Source organism: Chryseobacterium sp. GTID13, assembly GCF_056172655.1.
In genome coordinates, this window is record NZ_JAOCMB010000006.1 from 462,068 (window position 1) to 483,727 (window position 21,660).

Here is a 21,660-nt window from a genome sequence, read left to right on the forward strand (position 1 = left end):
CCGGCTTTCAGGAAATTTATGCGAAATATTAAATACTCAAAATTACTTCGGCAGCTTTTTCACTGGCTCCTTTCCCGCCCAGCTTTTCTCTTAAAAGATTGTAATCTGCCAAAACCTGATCTCTTTTTTCACCTTCTACCATTTTATTAAGCTCTTCAACAAGGTTTTTGGTGTTCAGATCGGTCTGGATGAGTTCTTTCACTACTTCCCTGTCCATAATCAGATTCACAAGAGAAATATATTTGATGTTTTTAACAAGTCTTTTTGCAATGGCGTAAGAAATTTTGCTACCACGATAGCATACAACTTCCGGAACATTAAGCAGAGCAGTTTCCAGAGTTGCCGTTCCTGAAGTTACCAAAGCTGCTTTGGAACATCTCAGAAGGTCATAGGTCCTGTTGGAGACAAAATGAACATTATCATCCACGTATTTCTGATAAAATTCTTTCGGAAGGCTCGGTGCCCCGGCAATCACAAACTGGTAATTCTTAAAATAAGGCCTCACGGAAAGCATAATTTCAAGCATTTTCTCTACTTCCTGCTTTCTGGAACCGGGAAGAAGTGCGATAATCTCTTTTTCATTAAGATTGTTTTCCTCTTTAAATTCTTCAATGCTGATATCGTTCAGACTACCTATGGCATCAAGAAGCGGATGGCCTACAAAATGGGAATGTACCCCATGTTTTTTATAAAAATCTTCTTCAAAAGGAAGAATGACCATCATCTCATCCACATATTTTTTGATAATCTCTACCCTTCCTTCTTTCCAGGCCCACAACTGCGGAGAAATGTAATAAACGACCTTGATTCCGAGCTCTTTGGCAAACCTCGCAATTCTCAGGTTGAATCCGGGATAATCGATCAGGATGAGAATGTCAGGCTTATGATTCCGGATGTCTTCTTTGCAGAATTTAATATTGTTCAGAATGGTTCTTAAATTCATAGCCACTTCCAAAAATCCCATGAAAGCGAGATCACGGTAATGTTTTACCAGCGTTCCCCCTGTGCTTTCATAAGGTCGCCGCCCCAGAATCTTATTTCTGCCTGCGGGTCTTTCTTCATAAGGGCTTTCATTAAGTTACTCCCATGCAGATCACCGGAAGCTTCTCCTGCAATAATATAATACTTCATTTCTATAGTAAGGATAGAGAACAAATTAAGCTTTACTTGATCTTAATTTGTAAATTTGTCCAAAGATAATGATAAAAAATGTCAGAAGAATTTGAAATCCGAAATAAAGTTGCCGAAAGCGGCCTTGTGAATTTCGACCTGTCCACTCTGGTTCCCAAGGGAGTAAGAAAGGGAATTGACCTTAAAGATTTTCTGTTTCAGGAAATGATCCTGAAGGAGAAAGATTTCAGGGAAAAGGTAGAGGCAATAGATACGGAAGAGTATAAAGACACTTATATATATATTTACAATTCTGTGGATACTATTGTTCCGCTGTGGGCTTATTTTGTACTGACTGCAAAGCTTACAGATGTAGCTAAAAAGATTGTTTTCGGGAACCGTGAAGACCTGGAAGTAATTCTTATGCATAATGCTATTCAGACTTACGATTTTGAAGATATGAGAGGCAAAAGAGTGCTTGTAAAAGGATGTTCGGATAAAGAAATCCCTGAAAATGCATATATAGAACTTGTTGAACAACTCAAGCCAATGGTAAAATCATTAATGTTCGGGGAAGCCTGCTCTAATGTTCCTATTGTTAAGAATTAAAGTATGTTTAAAAATTTCTACGCAGTCTTAATTTTTTTATTTTTTTAGCGATTTATTATGCCGGAAGTTTTACAAGGATCCCGTTTGCGGACTGTGTAGGCTTTGTACACACAGTTGAGCTAGGCAAATATGCGACAGTTGCTACGGCCATTACCCATTTTCTGTATGTAAATACGGGTATCCTGATTAAAGATATTACCGGACTTGATGCCATTGCTGCAAGCAGGCTTTTAATTGTAGGTTCCGCTGCCGCTACGGTATCAGTGATCTATCTTACGGTAAAAAGCATTACAAAAAAGGAATGGGTTTCCATCACAGCAGCATTTGTTTTCGGGTTTAGCTTTTCTTTTTGGAGAAATGCTGAAATTGTCGAAGTATATACCTACAATGCTTTATGGGTAAGTTTATTCTTTTTTTCAATGGTAAAGAGCTTTACGGAAAACAAGAAGGTTTACATTGTACTAAGCGGATTATTTTTAGGAATAAGCCTGTGGCTGCATATACAGAATGTGCTAATGATTCCGGCTTTGTTTGTTTTCCTATATTATTTTAAAGAAGAGAAAAAATATGTTTATTCTTCACTCTTTATATTCCTGTTTCTTTTCCTGGCTATTAATATTTTAAATCTTTCTCAGGGATTACCGTTAAACTCTCCCTATACTGCACAAGGTGGACACTGGATACAGGATACATTCAAGAAAACCCCTAAACAGTACTTGATAGATTTTGTACAGTCAGTCGCCTATCTGGTTTACAACTTTAATATTTTTGTCATTTTCGGGATCATCGGAATGATACAGCTATACAAATCGCACAAAAAGATGTTTTTTGTATTCTTTACAGCTGCGGTATGTGTGTATGGATTCTCTACCTTTTATGCTGTTTCAGATAATTATGTGTTTTTCATTCCCTTCAATATGATCTTTGCCCTTTCTATCGGGTATGGGCTTGCATTACCGAAATTTGCCTCGTTGAAAAAATTCTCATGGTTGTGCCTTCTTATTCCTCTAGGTTATTTTGCTGCCTACAAGGCTCCATTTTTAACGGAACCGGGAAGAAAATTTCATGAAGCTAAAGAGTATAAAGGCGGCCTTGATTATTACATGCTTCCATGGATGAATAATAATGTCGGTATTTTGAAATTCATTATCGAAAAGAAAAAATCTCCTGACCCGATGCACTGGATGATCAATGGTGCCAAGGATTATATAGAACTCCTGAAAAGCAAAGGATATACAGAGGAAGAGATCAAAAAACTTTAACAATAATTGTGAATACAAAAATTCTGTGAATCACATTTTTTGATATCTTTGATTTACTTAATATTTAAAATAAACACAAACATGAGTTTAATCGACCTACTTACAGGTAACACCAGCAATCAGGTTGCTGAACAGGCAGAAAACAAATTCGGAATCAGCAAAAACCAGATCATAGCACTTTTGGCTGTAGCTGCTCCTTTGGTTATTTCTTACCTTAGAAACAAATCTCAGGATGCTAAAGAGGCAGAAGCTTTAAATAACGCATTAGATAAAGACCACGATGGAAGTATTCTTGATGATGCTTCACAGGCTGAAGCCAGACAGGCAGAAGGCGGATCTATCCTTGATCATGTTTTCGGAAGCCAGAAAAGCACTGTTGAAAATCAGCTTTCTCAGAATACAGGAATCTCTATTGATAAAATAGGACCAGTGCTTGCTATGCTTGCCCCGGTAATCATGGGCTACATCGGTAAAGAGAAACAGCAGAATAATGTAGGGGCCGGAGGTTTAGGAGATCTTTTGGGAGGAATCCTTGGAAGTGCATCCAACCAGGCTCAGGCACAGCAGTCTAACCCTTTGAATGACATTTTAGGAAGTGTTTTAGGAGGTGGCCAGTCTCAGTCCGGAGGTAATCCGCTTAACGATATCTTAGGAAGCGTACTTGGAGGTGGCGGTGGCCAGCAGCAGCAAGGAGGCGGATTAGGAAGTATCCTTGGTAATATTTTAGGAGGAAAATAATTTAATTTTGTATATTGAAAAAGGCTGAAGATTCATCTTCAGCCTTTTTATTTTTAGCTTTTTGCTTTAGTTTCAGAAGAACCAACCGACTTGGAAGCTTTTCTAGGTCTTCTTTTACCATAGCTTCCTGAATTGATCTTTCCTCTTCTTGATTTTTTGTCTCCTTTTCCCATAGTGATAAATATTTATTGGTTGAATACTAAATTATGAAATATGGTATACAGCAAAAAATTAAGGCTGTTAAAATTTTTATAAAAGTGATTAATTCAGAGCCGGAGAAGGAGCTTATCCAAGCCACATAAAGTCAAACTGTAACCAACTACAGGTAATCATACACTCTTCCAGCAACTTCAAACTTCCCTCTCCCTGCTTCCATCCTTTACACTTTCACCGTCTTCCATTTCCCTTTTTTAAACAAAATAAAAGCAACGATGGTAATTAACGTTTCTGCGGCAGGAATCGAGATAAATACCCCTTTCGGGCCCATTCCAAAATGCTTGGAAAGAAAATAGGCCAACGGGATCTGAAACAGCCAGAACCCAAAGAAATTCACCCATGTTGGCGTCCAGGTATCGCCAGCTCCGTTAAAGGCGTTGATTAATACCATTCCAATTCCATAGAAAATGAATCCCACACTCATAATGTGCAATGCGTTTTTGGCAAAACTTTTAATTTCCGTTTCCTGAGTAAAAAATCCGACAAGGAAATCTCCGAGTAAGAAAAATATTAAACTCACAGCCAGCATGAAAATCACGTTATACTTTACTGTTTTCATGACCGACTGTTCCGCTCTCAGCATTTCATTAGCGCCCATATTCTGCCCTACTAATGTAGAGGCTGCATTACTTAAGCCCCAGGCAGGAAGCATAAAGAACATCATCAGCCTTAAAGCTGTCTGGTATCCGGCAGAAGCGTTCTCTCCGCCCGTTGTTGCCACCAGCTGGGCAAGAAAGATCCAGCTGCATGAAGCAATAACAAACTGGAAGATTCCCGGAGTTGCAATTTTCACAATAGATTTGATCTGCTTAAAATCAGGGCTGAAATAAGAAAGTGAAATACGGATCTGGGTATCAGCAACCAAAAGATGATACAGCTGGTAAATTACCCCGATACTCCTTCCTATCGTAGTCGCTAAAGCCGCTCCTGTAAGTCCCATCGCAGGAACAGGACCAAAGCCTTTGATAAGTACCGGACACATAATAATATTGACAATGTTGGCGATCCAAAGCGATTTCATAGCAATAGCCGCATTTCCGGCTCCCCTGAAGATTCCGTTGATCAAAAACAGAAGCATAATAATCACACTGCTGCCCATCATTATTCTTGTGAAATCTTTCCCATAAGCTGCAGCTTCAGGCTTTGAACCCATCAGAATCAGAATTTCCTCAGCATAAATGACTCCGAACAAACTAAGAATAAAAGTTACAGCAAATGAAACCAGTAATACCTGTGCGGCGCTTCTGGAAGCCTGTTCCGGGTTCTTCTCCCCGATTCTCCTCGCTACCAGAGCCGTGGCAGCCATACTCATCCCTATTGCAATAGAATACATTACCGAAAGCACAGATTCCGCTAAGCCAACACTCTGGATAGCATATCCGCTTTCCTTCAAATGTCCCACAAAATACAGGTCAACTAAGGCAAATACCGATTCCATAGCCATTTCCAGCATCATAGGAACAGCCAGCAAAAGAACAGCGCTTCTGATCGTTATTTTTGTATAGTCTACTTCTTCACCGCTAAAAGCTTTTTTCAAGAATTCTATATATTTTGTCATTTTCTAATCAATAATTATCTGATTTCCAAAAATACAAATTCAATTCTTATAAAAAATTAGTTACTCATATCAAAAAAATAATTTAGATTTGTATATTCTTAAAATGAATCTTATGAAAAAAATAATCTCTACTGCTTTTCTACTTGTCATCTCGGCATCTGCCAACATGCTTTCTGCTCAGACTCAAACTCTAAGCAAAACTCAGATGCAAGCTATTCAATCTGATAATGTTGCTTCATTTAAAAAGAATTTTTCAAAAGCAGATTACAACAAATGCTTTCCACTTAAGGATGAGACTTTCAGCGCATTAGGCTTCAGCTCACTTTACGGCAGAAATAATATTGTTAAATTTCTTTTGGACAACCAGGCAGATGTTAACAAGGAATGTAACGGAAAAACTCCTCTTGCATTAGCTAAATTGGGGAAAAAAGAGCAAACTGTACAATTGTTGTTACAGCAAGGAGCTACTAATAATTAATTAAAAAGCCCTCAAATAATATACAAGACTTCCGAAAGGAAGTTTTTTTGTTTCTGAAACCTTCAAAAATCCTATCTTTGCATCCTGAATTTACGGCTGAAAAACTTTATGATCAAAAGCTCAGCCCTATATCTTAAACATTGAACCTTAAACAAATAATTATGTTTCGATCACACACGAACGGAGAATTATCTCTGAAAAATCTTAATGAAGAAGTTACACTTTCCGGATGGGTACAGACTATCCGTGACAAAGGATTTATGATTTGGATAGATCTTCGGGATCGTTACGGAATTACCCAACTTGTTTTTGATCAGGACCGTTCTTCTGCCCAACTGATGGAAGAAGCTAAAAAACTGGGCCGCGAATTCGTGATCCAGATTACCGGAAAAGTAATTGAAAGGGTAAGCAAAAACCCCAATATTCCGACAGGAGAAATTGAAATTTTAGTTGAAAAATTAACCGTTCTTAATGAATCCCTGCTCCCGCCTTTCACTATTGAAGATGAAACAGACGGAGGAGAAGAATTAAGAATGAAATACCGTTACCTGGATATCAGAAGAAATCCGGTAAAAGAAAAGCTGATCTTCCGTCACAAAATGGCTCAGAAGGTAAGAAACTATCTTTCGGACGAAGGATTTATTGAAGTGGAAACTCCGGTTTTAATTAAATCTACTCCGGAAGGGGCAAGAGACTTCGTGGTTCCAAGCAGAATGAACCCGGGACAGTTTTATGCCCTTCCGCAGTCGCCACAGACGTTTAAACAGCTTCTGATGGTAGGCGGAATGGATAAATACTTCCAGATCGTAAAATGTTTCCGTGATGAAGATCTGAGAGCGGACAGACAGCCGGAATTTACCCAAATCGACTGTGAAATGGCTTTTGTAGAGCAGGAAGACATCATGAATGTCTTTGAAGGAATGACAAAAACGCTGATTAAAGACGTTACAGGACAGGAATTCGGAGACTTCCCGAGAATGACCTTCGCAGATGCGATGAGAAAATACGGAAACGACAAACCGGACATCCGTTTCGGAATGGAATTCGTGGAACTTAATGAACTGGTAAAAGGAAAAGATTTCAAAATATTTGATGACGCTGAATTGGTAGTCGGAATTAATGTAGAAGGTTGTGCAGATTACACAAGAAAGCAGATCGACGAACTCGTAGACTGGGTAAAACGTCCACAGATCGGAGCTTCCGGGATGGTATGGGCTAAATTCCAGAATGACGGCGTGAAAACCTCTTCTGTCAATAAATTCTACAATGAAGAAGATCTTTCTAAAATAATTGAAAAATTCGGAGCTAAAGAAGGAGACTTAATGCTGATCCTGTCCGGAAACGAAAATAAGGTAAGAGCACAGCTTTCTGCCCTGAGAATGGAACTTGGAAACCGTTTGGGATTAAGAAAAGGAAATGTATTTGCCCCGCTTTGGGTAATCGACTTTCCATTACTGGAATTTGATGAAGAAAGCGGACGTTATCACGCTATGCACCACCCTTTCACTTCTCCTAAGCCGGAAGATATCCATTTACTGGAAACAGATCCGGGCAAAGCAAGAGCCAATGCTTATGATATGGTCCTTAACGGAAACGAGATCGGAGGAGGTTCTATCAGAATTTTTGACAAAGATCTTCAATCTAAAATGTTTGATCTTTTAGGATTTACCAAAGAAGAGGCAGAAGCCCAGTTCGGATTCCTGATGAATGCTTTCAAATACGGAGCTCCGCCTCACGGTGGATTAGCTTTCGGGTTTGACCGTTTGGTAGCTATTCTTGACGGAAACGAAGTCATCAGAGACTACATTGCGTTCCCTAAGAATAACTCAGGCCGCGACGTGATGATCGATGCACCGGCATCCATTGCTGAAGCCCAGCTGGATGAACTGGAAATACAATTGAATTTAAAAGCATAACGTAAAGCGGAGATTTTTATCTCCGCTTTTTTATTAATACACACTTATGATACCGAAAATTGCTATTCTGGGAGACTTCAATCCCAATCATTTCACACTTCATGCACTCAATGACAGCACAAGAAGTGTTCAGAAAAAACTAAATCAGGAAATTCAGTTTGATTGGATTGCTACTGATATTTTCGATGCTAAAACTGTTTTTGAAAAACATAGGTATTTAGGATTGTGGATCGCTCCGGGAAGTCCATACCGGGATATGGAAAATGTACTGAATGCCATACAGTTTACCCGTGAGAATGATATTCCCACTTTTGGTAATTGTGGCGGATTTCAGCATATGATTATTGAATTTGCCAGAAATGTATGCCATATTGAAAATGCAGATCATGAGGAAACAAATCCGGATGCAAAAGATTCATTGATAAAAAAACTTTCATGTTCATTAAGAGGAGAACAGGAGAATCTGAAAATTATTGATAAAAACAGTTTTCTTTATCGAACAATTAATGAGGATACTATCATAGGCAAGTATAATTGCAGTTATGGCATCAATGAAAAATACGTTGATATTTTAAAAGACAGAGGACTGTCTTTAACTTCACTTTCTGAAGATGGGAATTATCGTTCATTTGAAATACAGTCCCATCCTTTTTTTGTAGGAACATTATTTCAACCGGCGCTTACTTCTACAGATAATGAGCCTAATCCCATGATCGTAGAGTTTGTAAAAAAATCGTTGGCTTGGATTTAAAATGGATAAATAACCACTTCTAATTAAAAAAAATGAAAATTGCAGCAGCTCAAATTAATCCTGTAAAGGGAGATATCCATAAAAATATTGAAAATCACAAAACATTAGTTAAAGCCGCAGCTGATCATAATGTTGATCTGGTGATCTTTCCTGAGCTTTCAGTTACCGGCTATGAACCTGAACTGGCGGAACAGCTCTCAATTCATTATAAAGATCCTGTTTTAGACATTTTTCAGAAAATGGCAGATGAAAATAACATTACCATCACTGTTGGAATGCTTACGAAAGCAGATGACAAATTGTTTATCAGCTCCATCATATTCCAGCCGGGAAAAGAAAGAAATATTTATTCAAAACGTCATCTTTTTCCAACGGAGACAGGTATTTTTTCACCAAGTGAAAGCTTCTGTCAGCTGAACATATTACAGAATAAGGTTTCATTAGCGATATGCTATGATCTATCTGATCCAAATCATTCCCAGGAAGCTTATCAGGCCGGATCGAATGTATATGCTGCCAGTGTTCTTAATTCTATAAGTGGCATAGACGATGATCTTATTAAACTTTCCGATATCGCGAAAAAATATCATATGCATGTTTTGATGGCAAATTTCACCGGAGAATCAGGTGGCTATGAATGTGCCGGAAAATCTTCTGTATGGAATAATAACGGAAGCTTACTCGGACAGCTCAATCTAGAAGATGAAGGACTTCTTATTTTAAATACGAAGAATAATCAGATAGAGGAAATTTATATCCATTGGCACTGAAAAGGTGGAGAAACTTTCTCCACCTTTTTTATTTCACAAACTACAATTCTTTTACTTCAATTCTCGTTACAGTAAACAATAAAGTTGAAGAAATCTATCAATTTCAAACAATTATAACTGATACTATTTAATAAGGTTTATAAATTCAAAACAAATACCACATTTAGTAAATATTTTTCACTCGGCACAATCATTGTACTTTCTTACGCAAAACGTAAGACAATGAAAGCAATTTGGAACGGCGCCATTGGATTCGGTTTAGTCAATATTCCTGTTAAGATCTACTCCGCCACAGAAACTACAAAACTTGACCTCGACATGCTCGATAAATCTGATTATTCGAACATTAAATTTAAAAGAGTAAACGAGAGCACAGGGAAAGAAGTGAAATGGGAAAACATTGTAAAAGGTTATCTCATGGATGATAAATACATTGTTCTCGATGAAGAGGATTATGAGGCCGCGAGCCCTGAAAAAACAAAAATACTTTCCATTGACCAGTTTGTTCAGGAATCTGAAGTAGACAGTGTATACTTTGAAAATCCTTACTTTCTGGAACCCCAGAAAAACGGTGAAAACGCCTACAGGCTTTTATTAAATGCATTACTGGAAACCGGAATGGCCGGAATTGGAACCTTCGTCCTTCGTGACAGTGAGGCTATCGGAATGATCAGGCCTTATAATGACGAGATACTTGTCCTCAACAGGCTGCGATTTGAACAGGAAATCAGGGATTATAAAGATCTCAAAATCCCGGCCCAGAAAGCTCCCAAACCTGCCGAACTTAAAATGGCGGTAAGTCTTATCAAACAGCTTTCCCAGGAGTTTGATCCTGCTATGTATAAAGACACTTATTCTGACGAACTGATGAAGATCATCAAACAGAAAGCAAAAGGTAAAAATATAAAAGCTAAAAAGGCCGAGCCAGCCAAAGAAGGTAAAGTAATTGACCTTATGGCCCAGCTGAAAGCCAGTTTACAAAATTCCAAATCCAAATCTGCATCGTAATGGCTCTAAAAGATTATAACGAAAAACGAAAGTTTAACGAAACTACAGAACCGGAAGGCAAAACGAAAAAAAGCAAGGATAAGCTTATTTTCGTCATCCAGAGGCATGCGGCATCCCGTCTTCACTATGATTTCCGTCTTGAAATGGACGGTGTTCTTAAGAGCTGGGCTGTTCCCAAAGGTCCTTCACTGGATCCCAAAGATAAACGGCTTGCCATGATGGTAGAAGACCACCCGTACGATTATAAAGATTTTGAAGGAAATATTCCGGAAGGCAATTATGGTGCCGGGCAAGTGGAAGTCTGGGATAGCGGTACCTACGAACCTCTTGAAGAAACCAAACTTTCTGCTGAAAAAGAGCTTTTGAAAGAACTTCATTCAGGATCATTAAAATTTATTTTACACGGCAAGAAACTTAAAGGCGAATTTGCTCTTGTTAAAATGAAAAACAGTGAAGATAATGCATGGCTGCTGATCAAGCATAAAGATGAATTTGCAGAAAGTCCGTATGATGCTGAGGAAAATACTTCATCGAAATCTCTGGTGACGAAATTTTTAGAGGAAAAAAAAGCCTAAAAACAAAGGAAAAAAGAAGTCATAACTTCAGAAAAAAAGTTTCAGAGTTTCAATTCTTTAACGAATGAAAAAAAGCTAGCCTCGTTTATCAAACCTATGCTGGCCAAGTCTTATGAAAAGGCATTTGATGATGAAGACTGGATTTTTGAAATAAAATGGGACGGCTACAGGGCTATTGCCGATCTCAGCCATAAGAATCCCCTGTTTTATTCGCGGAACGGAATTTCATTTCTATCCAAGTTTGAAAGAGTTACGGAAGATTTTGAACAGCAGAAACATAAAATGATCCTTGACGGGGAAATAGTTGCCTACGACGAGCATGGTAAACCCAATTTCCAGCTGCTACAACAGATCGGTGACAATCCCAATCTTGCGTTAACCTACCAGGTTTTTGATCTTCTCTGGCTGAACGGCCATTCTACGGAAGATTTGCCTCTTCTGCAGCGCAAAGAGCTTTTAAAGGAAGCTTTGACAGAAACAGATATCATCAAGTACTGCGACCATATTCCTGAAAAAGGAATTGATTTTTTCAACCAGATGAAAGAGATAAAGCTGGAAGGAATGATCGCTAAAAAAGCAGACAGCTTATATGTGGAAAACCACAGAACAACCGACTGGCTTAAAATAAAATTTACGGAAACAGATGAGGCAATTATCTGTGGATTTACAGAGCCCAGAGGTTCCCGGAAAGCTTTTGGTGCATTGATCCTTGGGAAGTATATTGATGGCGAGTTGATCTACTGCGGCCATACAGGGACAGGTTTTAATAATGAATCTTTGCAGCAGCTTTATGAAAGGCTTCAAAAACTGATCATTAAATCCTCACCTTTCGAAAATATTCCTAAAACCAATATGCCTGTGACCTGGACAAAGCCTGAACTGGTCTGCGAAATTAAATTTTCAGAAATCACCAAAGACGGCATTTACCGGCATCCCGTATTTGTTGCCATCCGGGAAGATAAGGAACCGGAAGAAATCACGATCAGTCCAATTAACCCAAAACCTAAGGAAATGAAAACCAAAACTTCAACAAAAAAACAGAAAATAGTGAAAAAGAGAAAGAAGTGACCCTGGACAAACATACAGTGAAGCTTACCAATCAAAATAAAATTTATTTTCCTAAAGATGGAATTACAAAAGGTGAGGTCATTGAATATTACCAGTCTGTCGCTTCTTATATTTTACCTTATCTCAAAAACCGTCCGCTGTCTTTGAACCGTTTTCCCAATGGAATTGAAGAACAGGGCTTCTATCAGAAAGATGCAGGGGACAATATGCCGGACTGGATCAAAACGACCAAAGTGTATTCTGAATCCAATGATAAATATATTGATTATGTTTACTGTAACGATAAGGCTACTTTAGCCTATCTGAATAATCTGGGCTGTATTGATATGAACCCTTGGAACAGTGCCCTCCCCGACCTCGAACATCCTGATTATCTGGTACTGGACCTCGATCCTTCAAAGAAGAATACATTTGATCATGTGATTGAAACGGCACTTCAGGTAAACGAGGTTTTACAGTCAGTGAAAATTAAAGGGTATTGTAAAACTTCGGGAAGTACGGGAATTCACGTTTATATTCCGATGGGTGGAAAATATGATTTTGACCAGGTGAAAGATTTTGCCCATATCCTGATGAAACAGGTCAATGAAAAACTTCCAAAGCTTACTACTCTGGAAAGAAGCCTGCAGAAAAGAGATGACAAGAAAATATACCTCGATTATTTGCAAAACAGAACCGGACAAACCTTGGCAAGTGCCTACAGTTTAAGACCGAAAGAAGGCGCGTCCGTTTCAATGCCGCTGGAATGGGAGGAACTGAAGTCAGGCCTGAAACCTACTGATTTTACCATTGATAATGCTTTGGAAAGAATTAAGGAAAAAGGGGATTTATTTAAGCCGGTTTTGGGAAAAGGAATTGATATGATGAAGGCGTTGGAATTGTTACAGAGTACTGAATAATTTTGATATTTTGAATATAATCAAAAGTCAATGAAGTTTACATCTTTAATATTTCTATTAATATTTTTTATAAGCTGTTCTAAAAAAGAAAATTTTGGGAAAGGTAATTCAGGGCAACCCGAATATTCATTTGAAAATATATTTAGTTTCGATAAGGAAGATACCATATTCATAAAATCAAGATTTGCAGATTGTGGAGAATGGGGAGGCCATGATGAAATTATTAAAGTTTATCAAACAAAACGCAAAATTGAATTAACTTATATAAAATATAAAGTCAGTTGTGATAAGATGGATAGTTCAGGTTCACTTATCCAAAATAAAGATACTACTCATCATTTTGTTCTATCTGATTCACAACAATTAAGCCTGATAAATTACTTTAACAATCTGATGAAATCGAAATTTATAGATAAAGAATACGGTAATAGTGGAAATTCTTTTTTAATTGAAGACAGTAAAGAGCAATTAAGATTTTCACAATACGGAAATAATATCCTTTTTCTCAACAATTATAACGTTTTAATGCAAAGCTTAGGTCTTTCAAAAGTGGTCATTAAAAATGAATGATCTAAGGCAGTTTTGCCACCAAACTTTCAGGCAGTATTTTTAAAATCATATAAATCATCTTCCATTTGATATTCGGGACAATGGTAAAAGAGTTGCCTGCGTTGACGATATGTTCTGCCACATAATCCGGTTCCATAATCAGCGATTCATTAAGCTGGAGCCCCTCATTGATCTTGGTTCTGATATAGCCAATTACCAAAGTATTGACTGTTATTTTTCTGGATGAAAGTTCCTGTCTTAAACCGGCCAAATAGGTTGTAAAAGCCGCTTTCGTACTTCCATACACGAAATTACTCTTTCGTCCCCTTACTCCCGAGAGAGAAGACAATCCTATAATTCTTTCCAGGTTTTTATTGTTTGTATCCATAGCAATGATATTAAGGATGGAAACGGCCCCCATATAATTCACCTGCATCATTTGCTTTGTACCTTTAAAATCTCTTAAAGCCTTTTCATTATCAACCAAAAAACCTGCTGCATACACTACGATATGAGGTTTTACAGGAAGTTGATCATAAAATTTCTGATGAGAATCAAAATCTACAGCGTCAAAATAAAGGATAGTAATTTTTGACGGATCAAGGTGATGATCTCCGATAAATTTCTGAAGCGAAGCCGTGTCTCTTGAAGCCGCTATCACAGAAAATCCTTTTTCAAGGTACTGTTTGATACATTGTTTGGCTACATCTGAATTGGCGCCTAAAATGAGAACGGTTTTGCCTGTATTTTGATTCATCCCGCAAAGATATTTTATTTGGTTTTATGAAACATGAATTTTAAAGAGAGTTGAGGGATTTTTAAAATTAAAGTGCATAAAATGTGAAGTCGCTGAGCTTTTTCACGCAAAGGTTAAATTCTAATTGTGGTAATTTTAGGAAGCAAAGAGGTGTGACTTCGTCACTGTTTAAGCATGCGTTTTATTCGCACGTTTAATAGAATCAATCTTTGATTGATTTTTTCTTTGCAAGCTTAGAATATGTAGTACTACAATTAAACTTTGCGTTAAATAAAAAAATGCATTTATGCTTATAAAAAGACCGGCGCGGTGAACTTCGTTCACCGCGCCGGCTCAATATTTTCAAACCAGGAAATTATTTTTTCTCAGTTTCAATTTCTTTTTTCTCAGCTGTTTTATCAGCCGCTTTTGCTTTATCTCCGAAACGCGCTTCAGTAAATTCTCTTGAAACAGCCGCTTTTTCGAATTTCAGTTTTCCGGATAAAGTTTCGATCACGAATCCGTCATCCTGAACCTGGGCAATTCTTCCGTGAAGACCTGAAGTAAGCACCACTCTGGTTCCGACTTTTAAAGTTTCCTGGAAGTTTTTTTCCTGCTTCTGTTTTCTCATCTGCGGTCTTATCATCAGAAAATAAAACCCGACAAACATCACCCCCATCATGATCAGCATCATTGATGAAGATCCTTGTGGCTGTGCCTGTAAAAAGATTGTCAACATATTGTATTACGGTTGAATGTTCGCTGTGAACGTTAATTTAATAGGAGCTTTATCTACGTTGGCAAATACATCTGCATACTTCTGAACGTTTCCGTCGAAGCTTGAAGAATCAAAATGCAAGGTAATTTTTCCTTTTTTACCCGGAAGGATAGGATCTTTTGTAAAATCAGGAGCCGTACATCCGCATCCAGGCTTTACTTCGGAGATCACTAAAGGATTTTTTCCAGTATTTGTGATTTCGTAAACGTGCTCTACTTTATCTCCTTTTTTGATGTTTCCAAAATCGAAGTTATTTTCAGACAGGGCCACAGTTGTTAATGGCTGGTTAGAAACCGGAGCTGTAGCAGCAGCTGTTTCAGCAGAAACCGGTGCCGTTGCAGAATTAGTCGGAGCTAAATTGGTTGCACCTGCTGTAGAATCTGTAGTATTAGCAACTTCTGTTCCTGTAGCAGCTTGCTGGTTTTCTTTTTACAAGATACCAGACCCAGGCCTATGATAGACAAAGCGATAATTGATAATGTCTTTTTCATGTTAAATTCTATTTTGATCTTTACAATATTTATCCAAAATTCCGTTAATGAAGATATTGGAACGGTCCGTTGCAAATACTTTCGCAATTTCAATATATTCATTGATAATAACTCTTGAAGGGGTAAAAGGAAAATTATCCAGCTCTGAAATAGCCGTAGCCAGAATTACTTTATCCATTAGGGAAACTCTTTCCAGATCCCAGTTTTCCAGTCTTTCGCTCAGCTTTTTCTCATTAGCTTCCCAGTTGTTCAGGGTGTCTCTAAGAAGTTTTGCAGCGAAAGTTTTGTCTTCTTCATCTTTAATCATTTTAATTAAAGTTCTGCTTTCTTCATCTTCTTTCAGGAAACCGATTGTTTTCTGTACCATTGAGTTGGCGATATGGATATCGTCATACCATGAAAGTTCTTTATCACTAAGATAATCCTGGAAATCATCATTTTCAGCAATATATCTCAGGAAAAGTTTTCCGATAAACTTCTGATCGTCTTCAAAAGAGTATCCGTCTTCTTTCATAAAATCCTGGTAACGCTTTCCTGCAGTAATCCTCTGGAACGTTTTCACCAATAAGTCATCATGCAGATCCCATTTCAGCTGCTTGTGCTGGCCTGTAAAAAATAATCTTTCAGGATTTTCCTCAAGCTTGATCAGTACCTGGTTATTGATGAATTTTTGGTTAGGGTTGATATCAGCATCGGTTTTGATATATTTGTTCTTACCGATTTCTATTTGGGTCTCTGCCAATTCTTTCAGAGCCACCAAAAAATTAAGCTGATAGATATAGAGATTATAGATTTTCTCTATTCCAGAGAACATGTTTTTCTCTAAAACATCAAACTTTACAGGATTCTGATAGTATGAATACACTGTCTGTACTACTTTTTCACGGATTTGTCGTCTTCCTAACATTCAAAGAGCTTTTTATGGGTGCAAAGATACAAAAATTAAAATTGATGAAATTCGTAGTATGTATACATTTTTGTAAATTTGTAAAACTTTATGAAAGCGCTAAAAACCTTAAACCCTTACTTTTGGAAGCACAAAATATTATTGTTTTGGGGGTTATTATTTATCATTGCCAGTAATTTCTTCAACATTTATAAGGTTCAGTTTGTAGGAAAGTCTGTAGACGAGCTTACAAAAAGCGGAAACCTGGGTTTTAACAAACAGGTTTTGGTGTATGTGGCTATCATTGTCGGCTGCTCGCTTCTCACAGGATTTTTTACGTTTATGATGCGCCAGACGATCATTGTGGCATCCAGAAGGATTGAATATGAACTGAAAAATAAAATTTACAGACACTACCAGGAGCTTTCTCTTACAGATTATAAACAAACTACCATCGGTGACCTGATGAACAGGTTAAGTGAAGATGTTGTGGCCGTAAGAATGTACTTGGGTCCGGGGGTAATGTATGTGGTGAATCTCGTGATCCTTCTTCTGATTACGAGTATTTATATGGTAAAAACCGATGCTTCCATGACTTTATGGACTCTTTTGCCGCTTCCCATTTTATCTTACATTATATTTAAGGTAAGCTCAATTATCAACCAGAAGTCCAAGATTATGCAGAAAAGCCAGTCTGCTATTTCTACTTTTGTACAGGACAGTTTCTCCGGAATTCGGGTGGTGAAATTTTTTGCCAGAGAAAATTACATTAAGAAAAATTACGGTATAAAAGTTACCGATTATCAAAACAAAGCATTGGATCTGGCGAAAACCGAAGCGTATTTCTTTACCATTATCTTATTTGTAATCGGATTGCTGAATGTGGCTGTCATATTAATCGGCGGTCAGAAATATATTGCCGGGCAATTAAGCGTTGGTAAAATTGCTGATTTCTTCATGTATATCAACATCCTGATCTGGCCGTTTTCAATGGTGGGATGGGTAACTTCCGTAAACCAGAGAGCTGAGGCTTCGATGCAGAGGATTAATGAATTCCTGGAGAAAAAATCAGAAGTCATCAATACGAATTTCGAGAACTATCCTATTAAAGGAGATATTGAATTCAGGAATGTTTCTTATGTTTACCCAAATACAGGAATCAGAGCCCTGGATAACCTGAGTTTTACAATTAAAGCCGGAGAATCTCTTGCGATCATGGGTAAAACAGGAAGCGGAAAATCTACCATTGCCCTTCTTCTATGCAGACTGATTGATCCTACGGAAGGGGAAATTTTAATTGACGGTAAAAACCTGAAGGACCATAATCTGACGAATTACAGGAATTTCATCGGTTATATTCCTCAGGAAAGTTACTTATTCTCCGATTCTATTGAAAATAATATCGGCTTTGCTATCGACCATCCTTCCCATGAAAAAGTGGTGGAATATGCTAAGATTGCTGACGTAGATAAAAATATTATCGGATTTAAAGACCAGTATAAAACACTCGTAGGTGAACGTGGAGTAATGCTTTCGGGGGGACAAAAGCAAAGAATTTGTATCGCCAGAGCTTTAATTAAGAACCCCAATATCATTATTTTCGATGATTCCCTGTCTGCCCTGGACACAGAAACGGAACAGAATATCCTTGAAAATATCGACCGGAAAATCAGCAACGCTACGTCCATAATTATCACACACAGAGAGTCTAGCGCTCAGAGAGCTGACAAAATCATCAACTTAACCGAAATTACCAATTCTGTAACCGCTTAGCCATTTCGTTCTCAATTGTTAAATAAATCATAAAAAAAATTTTGTGATTAAAAGAATTCTTTTATATTTGTTCTTAACAAGATTAAAAAATATCTAACAATGAGTGAATACAAGGAACGCCATGAAAATGAAATTTTCACGAAGGTGTTAAAAGCAGGAAGAAGAACTTATTTCTTTGATGTGCGCGAGACGAAAGCAGGAGATTATTATCTTACGATTACTGAAAGTAAAAAGAATTTCGGAGAGAATGGGGAAGCTACATTCGAGAAACACAAAATTTATCTTTACAAAGAAGATTTTAAAAGTTTCCAGGAGATGTTTAATGAATCCACAGATTTCATCATTAATGAAAAGGGTGAGGATGTAATATCAGAAAAACATGACAAAGACTTCAAAAGCAAATCATTCACAATTGATTCTGACGACGAAGTTTAAAAAAAGAATATTCTAAAAACACAAGCATCTGAAAAAGGTGCTTTTTTTATGCCCAAAATTAACTGAAGCTCATTGATAAAATAAAAAAGTACACTTTAAAAGTGTACTTTTTTGATGAGTGATAGTTAAAAACCAGACTACATGAGTCTGATGATTAACCTAATTATCCATTTTATTTTTTAATAACTTTCAATGTCTTTACTTCATCATTTGAATTTACTTTAACCAGATAAACTCCTGATGCAAAGCCGGAAAAATCTATTGTGCTTTCATTAGCATTTATTGTCTTATTCAACACTTCTTGCCCTAATACATTATAAACCGATACTAAAGAAATCTTTTTATCAAGTGAAATAATAAGCTTGTCATGAACCGGATTCGGATAAGCCTTTAACGTGTTGTTCGACTTTGTAAAATCATCAACACCTAAAGTAGGACATGCAATAGCCGTTGGAACATTTTTATCAACCGTGGAACCGTCACCTAATTGACCATAAAGATTTAATCCCCATGTACTCACGGTTCCATCGCTTTTTAAGGCAAATGTATGTGATATTCCGCCGGCAACAGTTTTCCACGTTGTAAGACTGCCTATTTGCAAAGGAATGTTACTGTTTGTAGTAAGTCCGTTTCCTAGCTGCCCATACTGATTTCTTCCCCAGGTCCAAAGCGTCCCGTTGGATTTTATAGCAGTAGTATGATTTCCTCCTGAGGCAATGGTCTGCCAGTTAGTAGCTGTTCCGATTTGCGTTGGAACATTCTTATTGGCAGTTGTCCCGTCTCCCAATTGTCCGTTAGCATTATATCCCCAGGTCCACAGAGTTCCGTCTGTTTTTAATGCAGCAACATGTAGCCCTCCTACGCCAAGACTTTGCCAGTTACTAGCGGTTCCAACTTGAGTAGGCACCAGTCTGTTGGTATTGGTAGCATCTCCAATAGTTCCATAAGTATTACTTCCCCAGGCCCACAATGTTCCGTCTGTTTTCAATGCAATGGTAAAATCCTGCCCGCATTGAACGGCTAGCCAATTAGTAGCAGTTCCTATTTGAATGGGAACTAAGCTGGTCGTAGTACTGCCTGTACCTAACTGTCCGTAAGGATTAAGCCCCCAGGCCCATAGTGTTCCGTTATTTTTTATAGCCACCGTATGGTACATTCCTGTATCAAAAGTTTTCCAATCAGTAGCGGTTCCTACTTGTACCGGTGTGTGCTGCTCTGTATTTGTACCATTGCCCAATTGACCTGAATTGGCACCCCAGCCCCATAATGTTCCATCTGTTTTTTGTGCAATGGTGTGGCTGCTCCCGCCGGCAATCTCTTTCCAGTTATTACCTGTTCCTATTTGTTTTGGGGTTGACGAATTAGTGGTTGTTCCATTTCCTAATTGTCCTGAATAATTATTCCCCCATGTCCATAATGTTCCGTCTGTTTTTATAGCTACACTGTGCAGACTACCCGCGTTTATTTTTGAAAACAACCCGTTTGAACAGCTCCCGGCGACATTTTCGTCAAACCAAGCTGCAATGTTCCCAGCCAGATAGTTCCTGAAGATTGTGTCTTAACTGCACTGAAATAGTCATCCGGTAAACCTAAATTTGTATTGTTTCTGGTATAAGTCGTACAGTTCGTAAAGTTTTGCAGGCCAGCCCCATTAAAACCAATCCACACCTTATTATTGACATCAACATCCAAAGCGTTCAGATTGTATCCTGCAAGACAAGAGGTGCTTTGATAGGTGAATGTGAGATTAGTTCCGCTTGTTGTTAATGTAACTAAGCTATCAGAACCCTTCACAAATACTGTATTGTTGGCAATTCTCAATATTCTTTCAGTTCCCTGGGCTATAAAATCAAAATCAGTTCCATTGAATTTATACAATGAACCTCCATTTGTAACCCAAACGCCATTATTATTGTCAGTTGCCACAGAATTCAGATTGTTCAAAGCAGAATAATTAGTCCATGTAGTACCGTTGAATTTTGTAAGTCCTGAATCTGTTGCAATCCAAAGATTATTCTGCCCGTCAACGGCTATATCGTTAATTGCATTAGTGGGCAACCCAGAATTGGAAGTTGTATAGTTAGTCCAGGTGGTTCCGTTATACAAAATAATTCCATTAAGCTGTGATGCAAGCCACTTTCTTCCCAAACCATCAATCTGAATTTTTAGAATTAAGTTGGATGCAATACCGGAATTAGCAGTATTATAATTGGTGAAGGTTGTTCCGTTAAAAGTTGAAATTCCATTGGAAGTTGCCAGCCAAAGCAAGCCATTGGCATCGGTTTTAATATCTGCAATGTAATTGCTTCCTATTTCTGAATTTGAAGTATTGTAAGTTGTATAAGTATACGTTTGTGCCAATGCAGAAAGCGAACTGAAAATTAAAAGTAAAAAGTAGAGTTTTTTCATGGTTTTAAGTAAAATAATTCTTTTCATGCTTAAGTTTTGTAATATTTCCCTACTCGTCTAGCTTTTCGGTTCCGCTTCGTTTGAATGGTTTCTGAACTCCATAAGATGGAAACTTTTCAAAATCAAATTCTGACTTTAAAAGTATTTTGTTAATTGGGCATACAGGATCATTAACGGCAGAGCATCTGCAGTCGTTTTCAGTATCAATAGTTTCCAATAGGATTGCTGAAATAATTAAAATGAATACACAATTTATTTTTTTAAAGAATCCCAAGGGATTGCTTTAATCTAAATTGCCGGAAATGAGTATTGATGAATTAACAGAATAAATTCAGGGAAGTATTTTCATGGTTTAATTGTTTTTCAAATTTAGGTTTTAGTTTTTAATGACAACAGTTATCATGCTGATCATGTATGTTGACACTGCAAAAATATACTTTTCTCTTGGATTATCAAACAATTAACAGAAATTAACACACCAAAAAGTGTTTTCTTGAATAGGTATTTTTTATAGTATATAGAAATAAAAAAAGTACACTTTAAAAGTGTACTTTTTTGGGTGAATGATGGGTCTCGAACCCACGACCTTCGGAACCACAATCCGACGCTCTAACCAACTGAGCTACAATCACCGTTTTGTGAGTG

Annotated in this window: 23 protein-coding genes, 1 tRNA gene and 1 pseudogene; 14 read left to right on the forward strand and 11 right to left on the reverse strand. The window is 37.6% G+C overall.

What is annotated here, in order from left to right; genetic code table 11:
* Positions 1 to 28: 28 nt before the first annotated feature.
* A pseudogene (lpxB, locus tag N4G44_RS18370) lies at positions 29 to 1,131 on the reverse strand (lipid-A-disaccharide synthase).
* A 78-nt stretch (positions 1,132 to 1,209) separates the two neighbouring features.
* On the opposite strand from lpxB, the gene N4G44_RS18375 reads away from it, so the two are divergent.
* From N4G44_RS18375 to N4G44_RS18385, 3 genes are all read left to right on the forward strand, one after another.
* A complete protein-coding gene (locus tag N4G44_RS18375) occupies positions 1,210 to 1,719 on the forward strand; it encodes a DUF2480 family protein (protein WP_474928771.1) in 510 nt (169 codons plus the stop codon).
* 233 nt (positions 1,720 to 1,952) lie between these two features.
* Positions 1,953 to 2,981, forward strand: coding sequence for a protein O-mannosyl-transferase family (locus N4G44_RS18380; RefSeq protein ID WP_474929045.1), 1,029 nt, complete (start codon positions 1,953 to 1,955; stop codon positions 2,979 to 2,981).
* A gap of 81 nt (positions 2,982 to 3,062) precedes the next feature.
* Positions 3,063 to 3,719, forward strand: a complete 657-nt coding sequence (locus N4G44_RS18385; protein WP_474928774.1) for a DUF937 domain-containing protein — start codon at positions 3,063 to 3,065, stop codon at positions 3,717 to 3,719.
* A gap of 53 nt (positions 3,720 to 3,772) precedes the next feature.
* On the opposite strand, the gene N4G44_RS18390 is transcribed toward N4G44_RS18385, so the two are convergent.
* Positions 3,773 to 3,892 (reverse strand): 30S ribosomal protein THX, encoded by a 120-nt coding sequence (locus tag N4G44_RS18390; RefSeq protein ID WP_260542208.1) that lies wholly within the window; start codon positions 3,890 to 3,892, stop codon positions 3,773 to 3,775.
* Between the two features lie 206 nt (positions 3,893 to 4,098).
* Positions 4,099 to 5,493: an MATE family efflux transporter gene (locus N4G44_RS18395; RefSeq protein WP_474928777.1), complete on the reverse strand. Its 1,395-nt coding sequence runs from the start codon at positions 5,491 to 5,493 to the stop codon at positions 4,099 to 4,101.
* Between the two features lie 112 nt (positions 5,494 to 5,605).
* Between N4G44_RS18395 and N4G44_RS18400 the strand changes: the two genes are divergently transcribed.
* The 9 genes from N4G44_RS18400 (at position 5,606) to N4G44_RS18440 (ending at position 13,528) form a co-directional block, all read left to right on the forward strand.
* The gene (locus tag N4G44_RS18400) at positions 5,606 to 5,971 is read left to right on the forward strand and encodes an ankyrin repeat domain-containing protein (RefSeq protein WP_474928779.1); all 366 of its coding nucleotides are present in this window, start codon (positions 5,606 to 5,608) and stop codon (positions 5,969 to 5,971) included.
* A 161-nt stretch (positions 5,972 to 6,132) separates the two neighbouring features.
* The gene (aspS, locus tag N4G44_RS18405) at positions 6,133 to 7,887 is read left to right on the forward strand and encodes an aspartate--tRNA ligase (protein WP_474928781.1); all 1,755 of its coding nucleotides are present in this window, start codon (positions 6,133 to 6,135) and stop codon (positions 7,885 to 7,887) included.
* A gap of 46 nt (positions 7,888 to 7,933) precedes the next feature.
* Positions 7,934 to 8,638, forward strand: coding sequence for a glutamine amidotransferase-related protein (locus N4G44_RS18410; RefSeq protein ID WP_474928783.1), 705 nt, complete (start codon positions 7,934 to 7,936; stop codon positions 8,636 to 8,638).
* Between the two features lie 32 nt (positions 8,639 to 8,670).
* Positions 8,671 to 9,408, forward strand: a complete 738-nt coding sequence (locus N4G44_RS18415) for a carbon-nitrogen hydrolase family protein (protein WP_474928786.1) — start codon at positions 8,671 to 8,673, stop codon at positions 9,406 to 9,408.
* 222 nt (positions 9,409 to 9,630) lie between these two features.
* Positions 9,631 to 10,416, forward strand: coding sequence for a non-homologous end joining protein Ku (gene ku, locus N4G44_RS18420; protein WP_474928789.1), 786 nt, complete (start codon positions 9,631 to 9,633; stop codon positions 10,414 to 10,416).
* Positions 10,416 to 10,991, forward strand: a complete 576-nt coding sequence (locus tag N4G44_RS18425; RefSeq protein ID WP_474928792.1) for a DNA polymerase ligase N-terminal domain-containing protein — start codon at positions 10,416 to 10,418, stop codon at positions 10,989 to 10,991. The genes ku and N4G44_RS18425 overlap by 1 nt, the downstream gene beginning before the upstream one ends.
* A 96-nt stretch (positions 10,992 to 11,087) precedes the next feature.
* Positions 11,088 to 12,059: a non-homologous end-joining DNA ligase gene (gene ligD, locus N4G44_RS18430; RefSeq protein WP_474928794.1), complete on the forward strand. Its 972-nt coding sequence runs from the start codon at positions 11,088 to 11,090 to the stop codon at positions 12,057 to 12,059.
* Positions 12,056 to 12,958 (forward strand): non-homologous end-joining DNA ligase, encoded by a 903-nt coding sequence (gene ligD / locus N4G44_RS18435; protein ID WP_474928796.1) that lies wholly within the window; start codon positions 12,056 to 12,058, stop codon positions 12,956 to 12,958. The genes ligD (N4G44_RS18430) and ligD (N4G44_RS18435) overlap by 4 nt, the downstream gene beginning before the upstream one ends.
* Before the next feature lie 30 nt (positions 12,959 to 12,988).
* Positions 12,989 to 13,528: a hypothetical protein gene (locus N4G44_RS18440; protein ID WP_474928798.1), complete on the forward strand. Its 540-nt coding sequence runs from the start codon at positions 12,989 to 12,991 to the stop codon at positions 13,526 to 13,528.
* A gap of 1 nt (position 13,529) precedes the next feature.
* Here the strand turns inward: N4G44_RS18440 and N4G44_RS18445 are convergent, their stop codons facing one another.
* From N4G44_RS18445 to nusB, 4 genes are all read right to left on the reverse strand, one after another.
* Complete coding sequence (locus tag N4G44_RS18445; RefSeq protein WP_474928800.1) at positions 13,530 to 14,264, reverse strand: SDR family NAD(P)-dependent oxidoreductase; 735 nt, start codon at positions 14,262 to 14,264, stop codon at positions 13,530 to 13,532.
* Positions 14,265 to 14,619: 355 nt separating this feature from the next.
* Positions 14,620 to 14,982 carry a preprotein translocase subunit YajC gene (yajC, locus tag N4G44_RS18450; RefSeq protein WP_040997530.1) on the reverse strand — a complete coding sequence of 121 codons (363 nt, stop codon included), beginning with the start codon at positions 14,980 to 14,982 and terminating at the stop codon, positions 14,620 to 14,622.
* A 6-nt stretch (positions 14,983 to 14,988) separates the two neighbouring features.
* Entirely contained in the window at positions 14,989 to 15,291 is a 303-nt protein-coding gene (locus tag N4G44_RS18455) for a DUF1573 domain-containing protein (RefSeq protein ID WP_474928803.1), read from the reverse strand.
* A gap of 222 nt (positions 15,292 to 15,513) precedes the next feature.
* A complete protein-coding gene (gene nusB / locus N4G44_RS18460) occupies positions 15,514 to 16,419 on the reverse strand; it encodes a transcription antitermination factor NusB (RefSeq protein WP_474928805.1) in 906 nt (301 codons plus the stop codon).
* A 90-nt stretch (positions 16,420 to 16,509) separates the two neighbouring features.
* Between nusB and N4G44_RS18465 the strand changes: the two genes are divergently transcribed.
* Positions 16,510 to 18,171, forward strand: coding sequence for an ABC transporter ATP-binding protein (locus N4G44_RS18465; protein WP_474928807.1), 1,662 nt, complete (start codon positions 16,510 to 16,512; stop codon positions 18,169 to 18,171).
* Between the two features lie 99 nt (positions 18,172 to 18,270).
* Positions 18,271 to 18,606, forward strand: a complete 336-nt coding sequence (locus tag N4G44_RS18470) for a DUF3276 family protein (RefSeq protein ID WP_034701927.1) — start codon at positions 18,271 to 18,273, stop codon at positions 18,604 to 18,606.
* 172 nt (positions 18,607 to 18,778) lie between these two features.
* On the opposite strand, the gene N4G44_RS18475 is transcribed toward N4G44_RS18470, so the two are convergent.
* From N4G44_RS18475 to N4G44_RS18490, 4 genes are all read right to left on the reverse strand, one after another.
* A complete protein-coding gene (locus tag N4G44_RS18475; protein WP_474928809.1) occupies positions 18,779 to 20,083 on the reverse strand; it encodes a T9SS type A sorting domain-containing protein in 1,305 nt (434 codons plus the stop codon).
* Complete coding sequence (locus N4G44_RS18480) at positions 20,068 to 21,015, reverse strand: ligand-binding sensor domain-containing protein (RefSeq protein ID WP_474928811.1); 948 nt, start codon at positions 21,013 to 21,015, stop codon at positions 20,068 to 20,070. The genes N4G44_RS18475 and N4G44_RS18480 overlap by 16 nt, the downstream gene beginning before the upstream one ends.
* A 49-nt stretch (positions 21,016 to 21,064) precedes the next feature.
* Positions 21,065 to 21,232 carry a hypothetical protein gene (locus N4G44_RS18485; RefSeq protein ID WP_474928813.1) on the reverse strand — a complete coding sequence of 56 codons (168 nt, stop codon included), beginning with the start codon at positions 21,230 to 21,232 and terminating at the stop codon, positions 21,065 to 21,067.
* 340 nt (positions 21,233 to 21,572) lie between these two features.
* Positions 21,573 to 21,648, reverse strand: a tRNA-His gene (locus N4G44_RS18490).
* Positions 21,649 to 21,660 lie beyond the last annotated feature (12 nt).

Coding starts and splice junctions, on each gene's coding strand:
- N4G44_RS18375 (WP_474928771.1), top strand. CDS start 1,210: ATGTCAGAAGAATTTGAAATCCGAAATAAAGTTGCCGAAAGCGGCCTT.
- N4G44_RS18385 (WP_474928774.1), top strand. CDS start 3,063: ATGAGTTTAATCGACCTACTTACAGGTAACACCAGCAATCAGGTTGCT.
- N4G44_RS18390 (WP_260542208.1), bottom strand. CDS start 3,892: ATGGGAAAAGGAGACAAAAAATCAAGAAGAGGAAAGATCAATTCAGGA.
- N4G44_RS18395 (WP_474928777.1), bottom strand. CDS start 5,493: ATGACAAAATATATAGAATTCTTGAAAAAAGCTTTTAGCGGTGAAGAA.
- N4G44_RS18400 (WP_474928779.1), top strand. CDS start 5,606: ATGAAAAAAATAATCTCTACTGCTTTTCTACTTGTCATCTCGGCATCT.
- aspS (WP_474928781.1), top strand. CDS start 6,133: ATGTTTCGATCACACACGAACGGAGAATTATCTCTGAAAAATCTTAAT.
- N4G44_RS18410 (WP_474928783.1), top strand. CDS start 7,934: ATGATACCGAAAATTGCTATTCTGGGAGACTTCAATCCCAATCATTTC.
- N4G44_RS18415 (WP_474928786.1), top strand. CDS start 8,671: ATGAAAATTGCAGCAGCTCAAATTAATCCTGTAAAGGGAGATATCCAT.
- ku (WP_474928789.1), top strand. CDS start 9,631: ATGAAAGCAATTTGGAACGGCGCCATTGGATTCGGTTTAGTCAATATT.
- N4G44_RS18425 (WP_474928792.1), top strand. CDS start 10,416: ATGGCTCTAAAAGATTATAACGAAAAACGAAAGTTTAACGAAACTACA.
- ligD (WP_474928794.1), top strand. CDS start 11,088: ATGCTGGCCAAGTCTTATGAAAAGGCATTTGATGATGAAGACTGGATT.
- N4G44_RS18440 (WP_474928798.1), top strand. CDS start 12,989: ATGAAGTTTACATCTTTAATATTTCTATTAATATTTTTTATAAGCTGT.
- N4G44_RS18445 (WP_474928800.1), bottom strand. CDS start 14,264: ATGAATCAAAATACAGGCAAAACCGTTCTCATTTTAGGCGCCAATTCA.
- yajC (WP_040997530.1), bottom strand. CDS start 14,982: ATGTTGACAATCTTTTTACAGGCACAGCCACAAGGATCTTCATCAATG.
- nusB (WP_474928805.1), bottom strand. CDS start 16,419: ATGTTAGGAAGACGACAAATCCGTGAAAAAGTAGTACAGACAGTGTAT.
- N4G44_RS18465 (WP_474928807.1), top strand. CDS start 16,510: ATGAAAGCGCTAAAAACCTTAAACCCTTACTTTTGGAAGCACAAAATA.
- N4G44_RS18470 (WP_034701927.1), top strand. CDS start 18,271: ATGAGTGAATACAAGGAACGCCATGAAAATGAAATTTTCACGAAGGTG.
- N4G44_RS18480 (WP_474928811.1), bottom strand. CDS start 21,015: ATGAAAAAACTCTACTTTTTACTTTTAATTTTCAGTTCGCTTTCTGCA.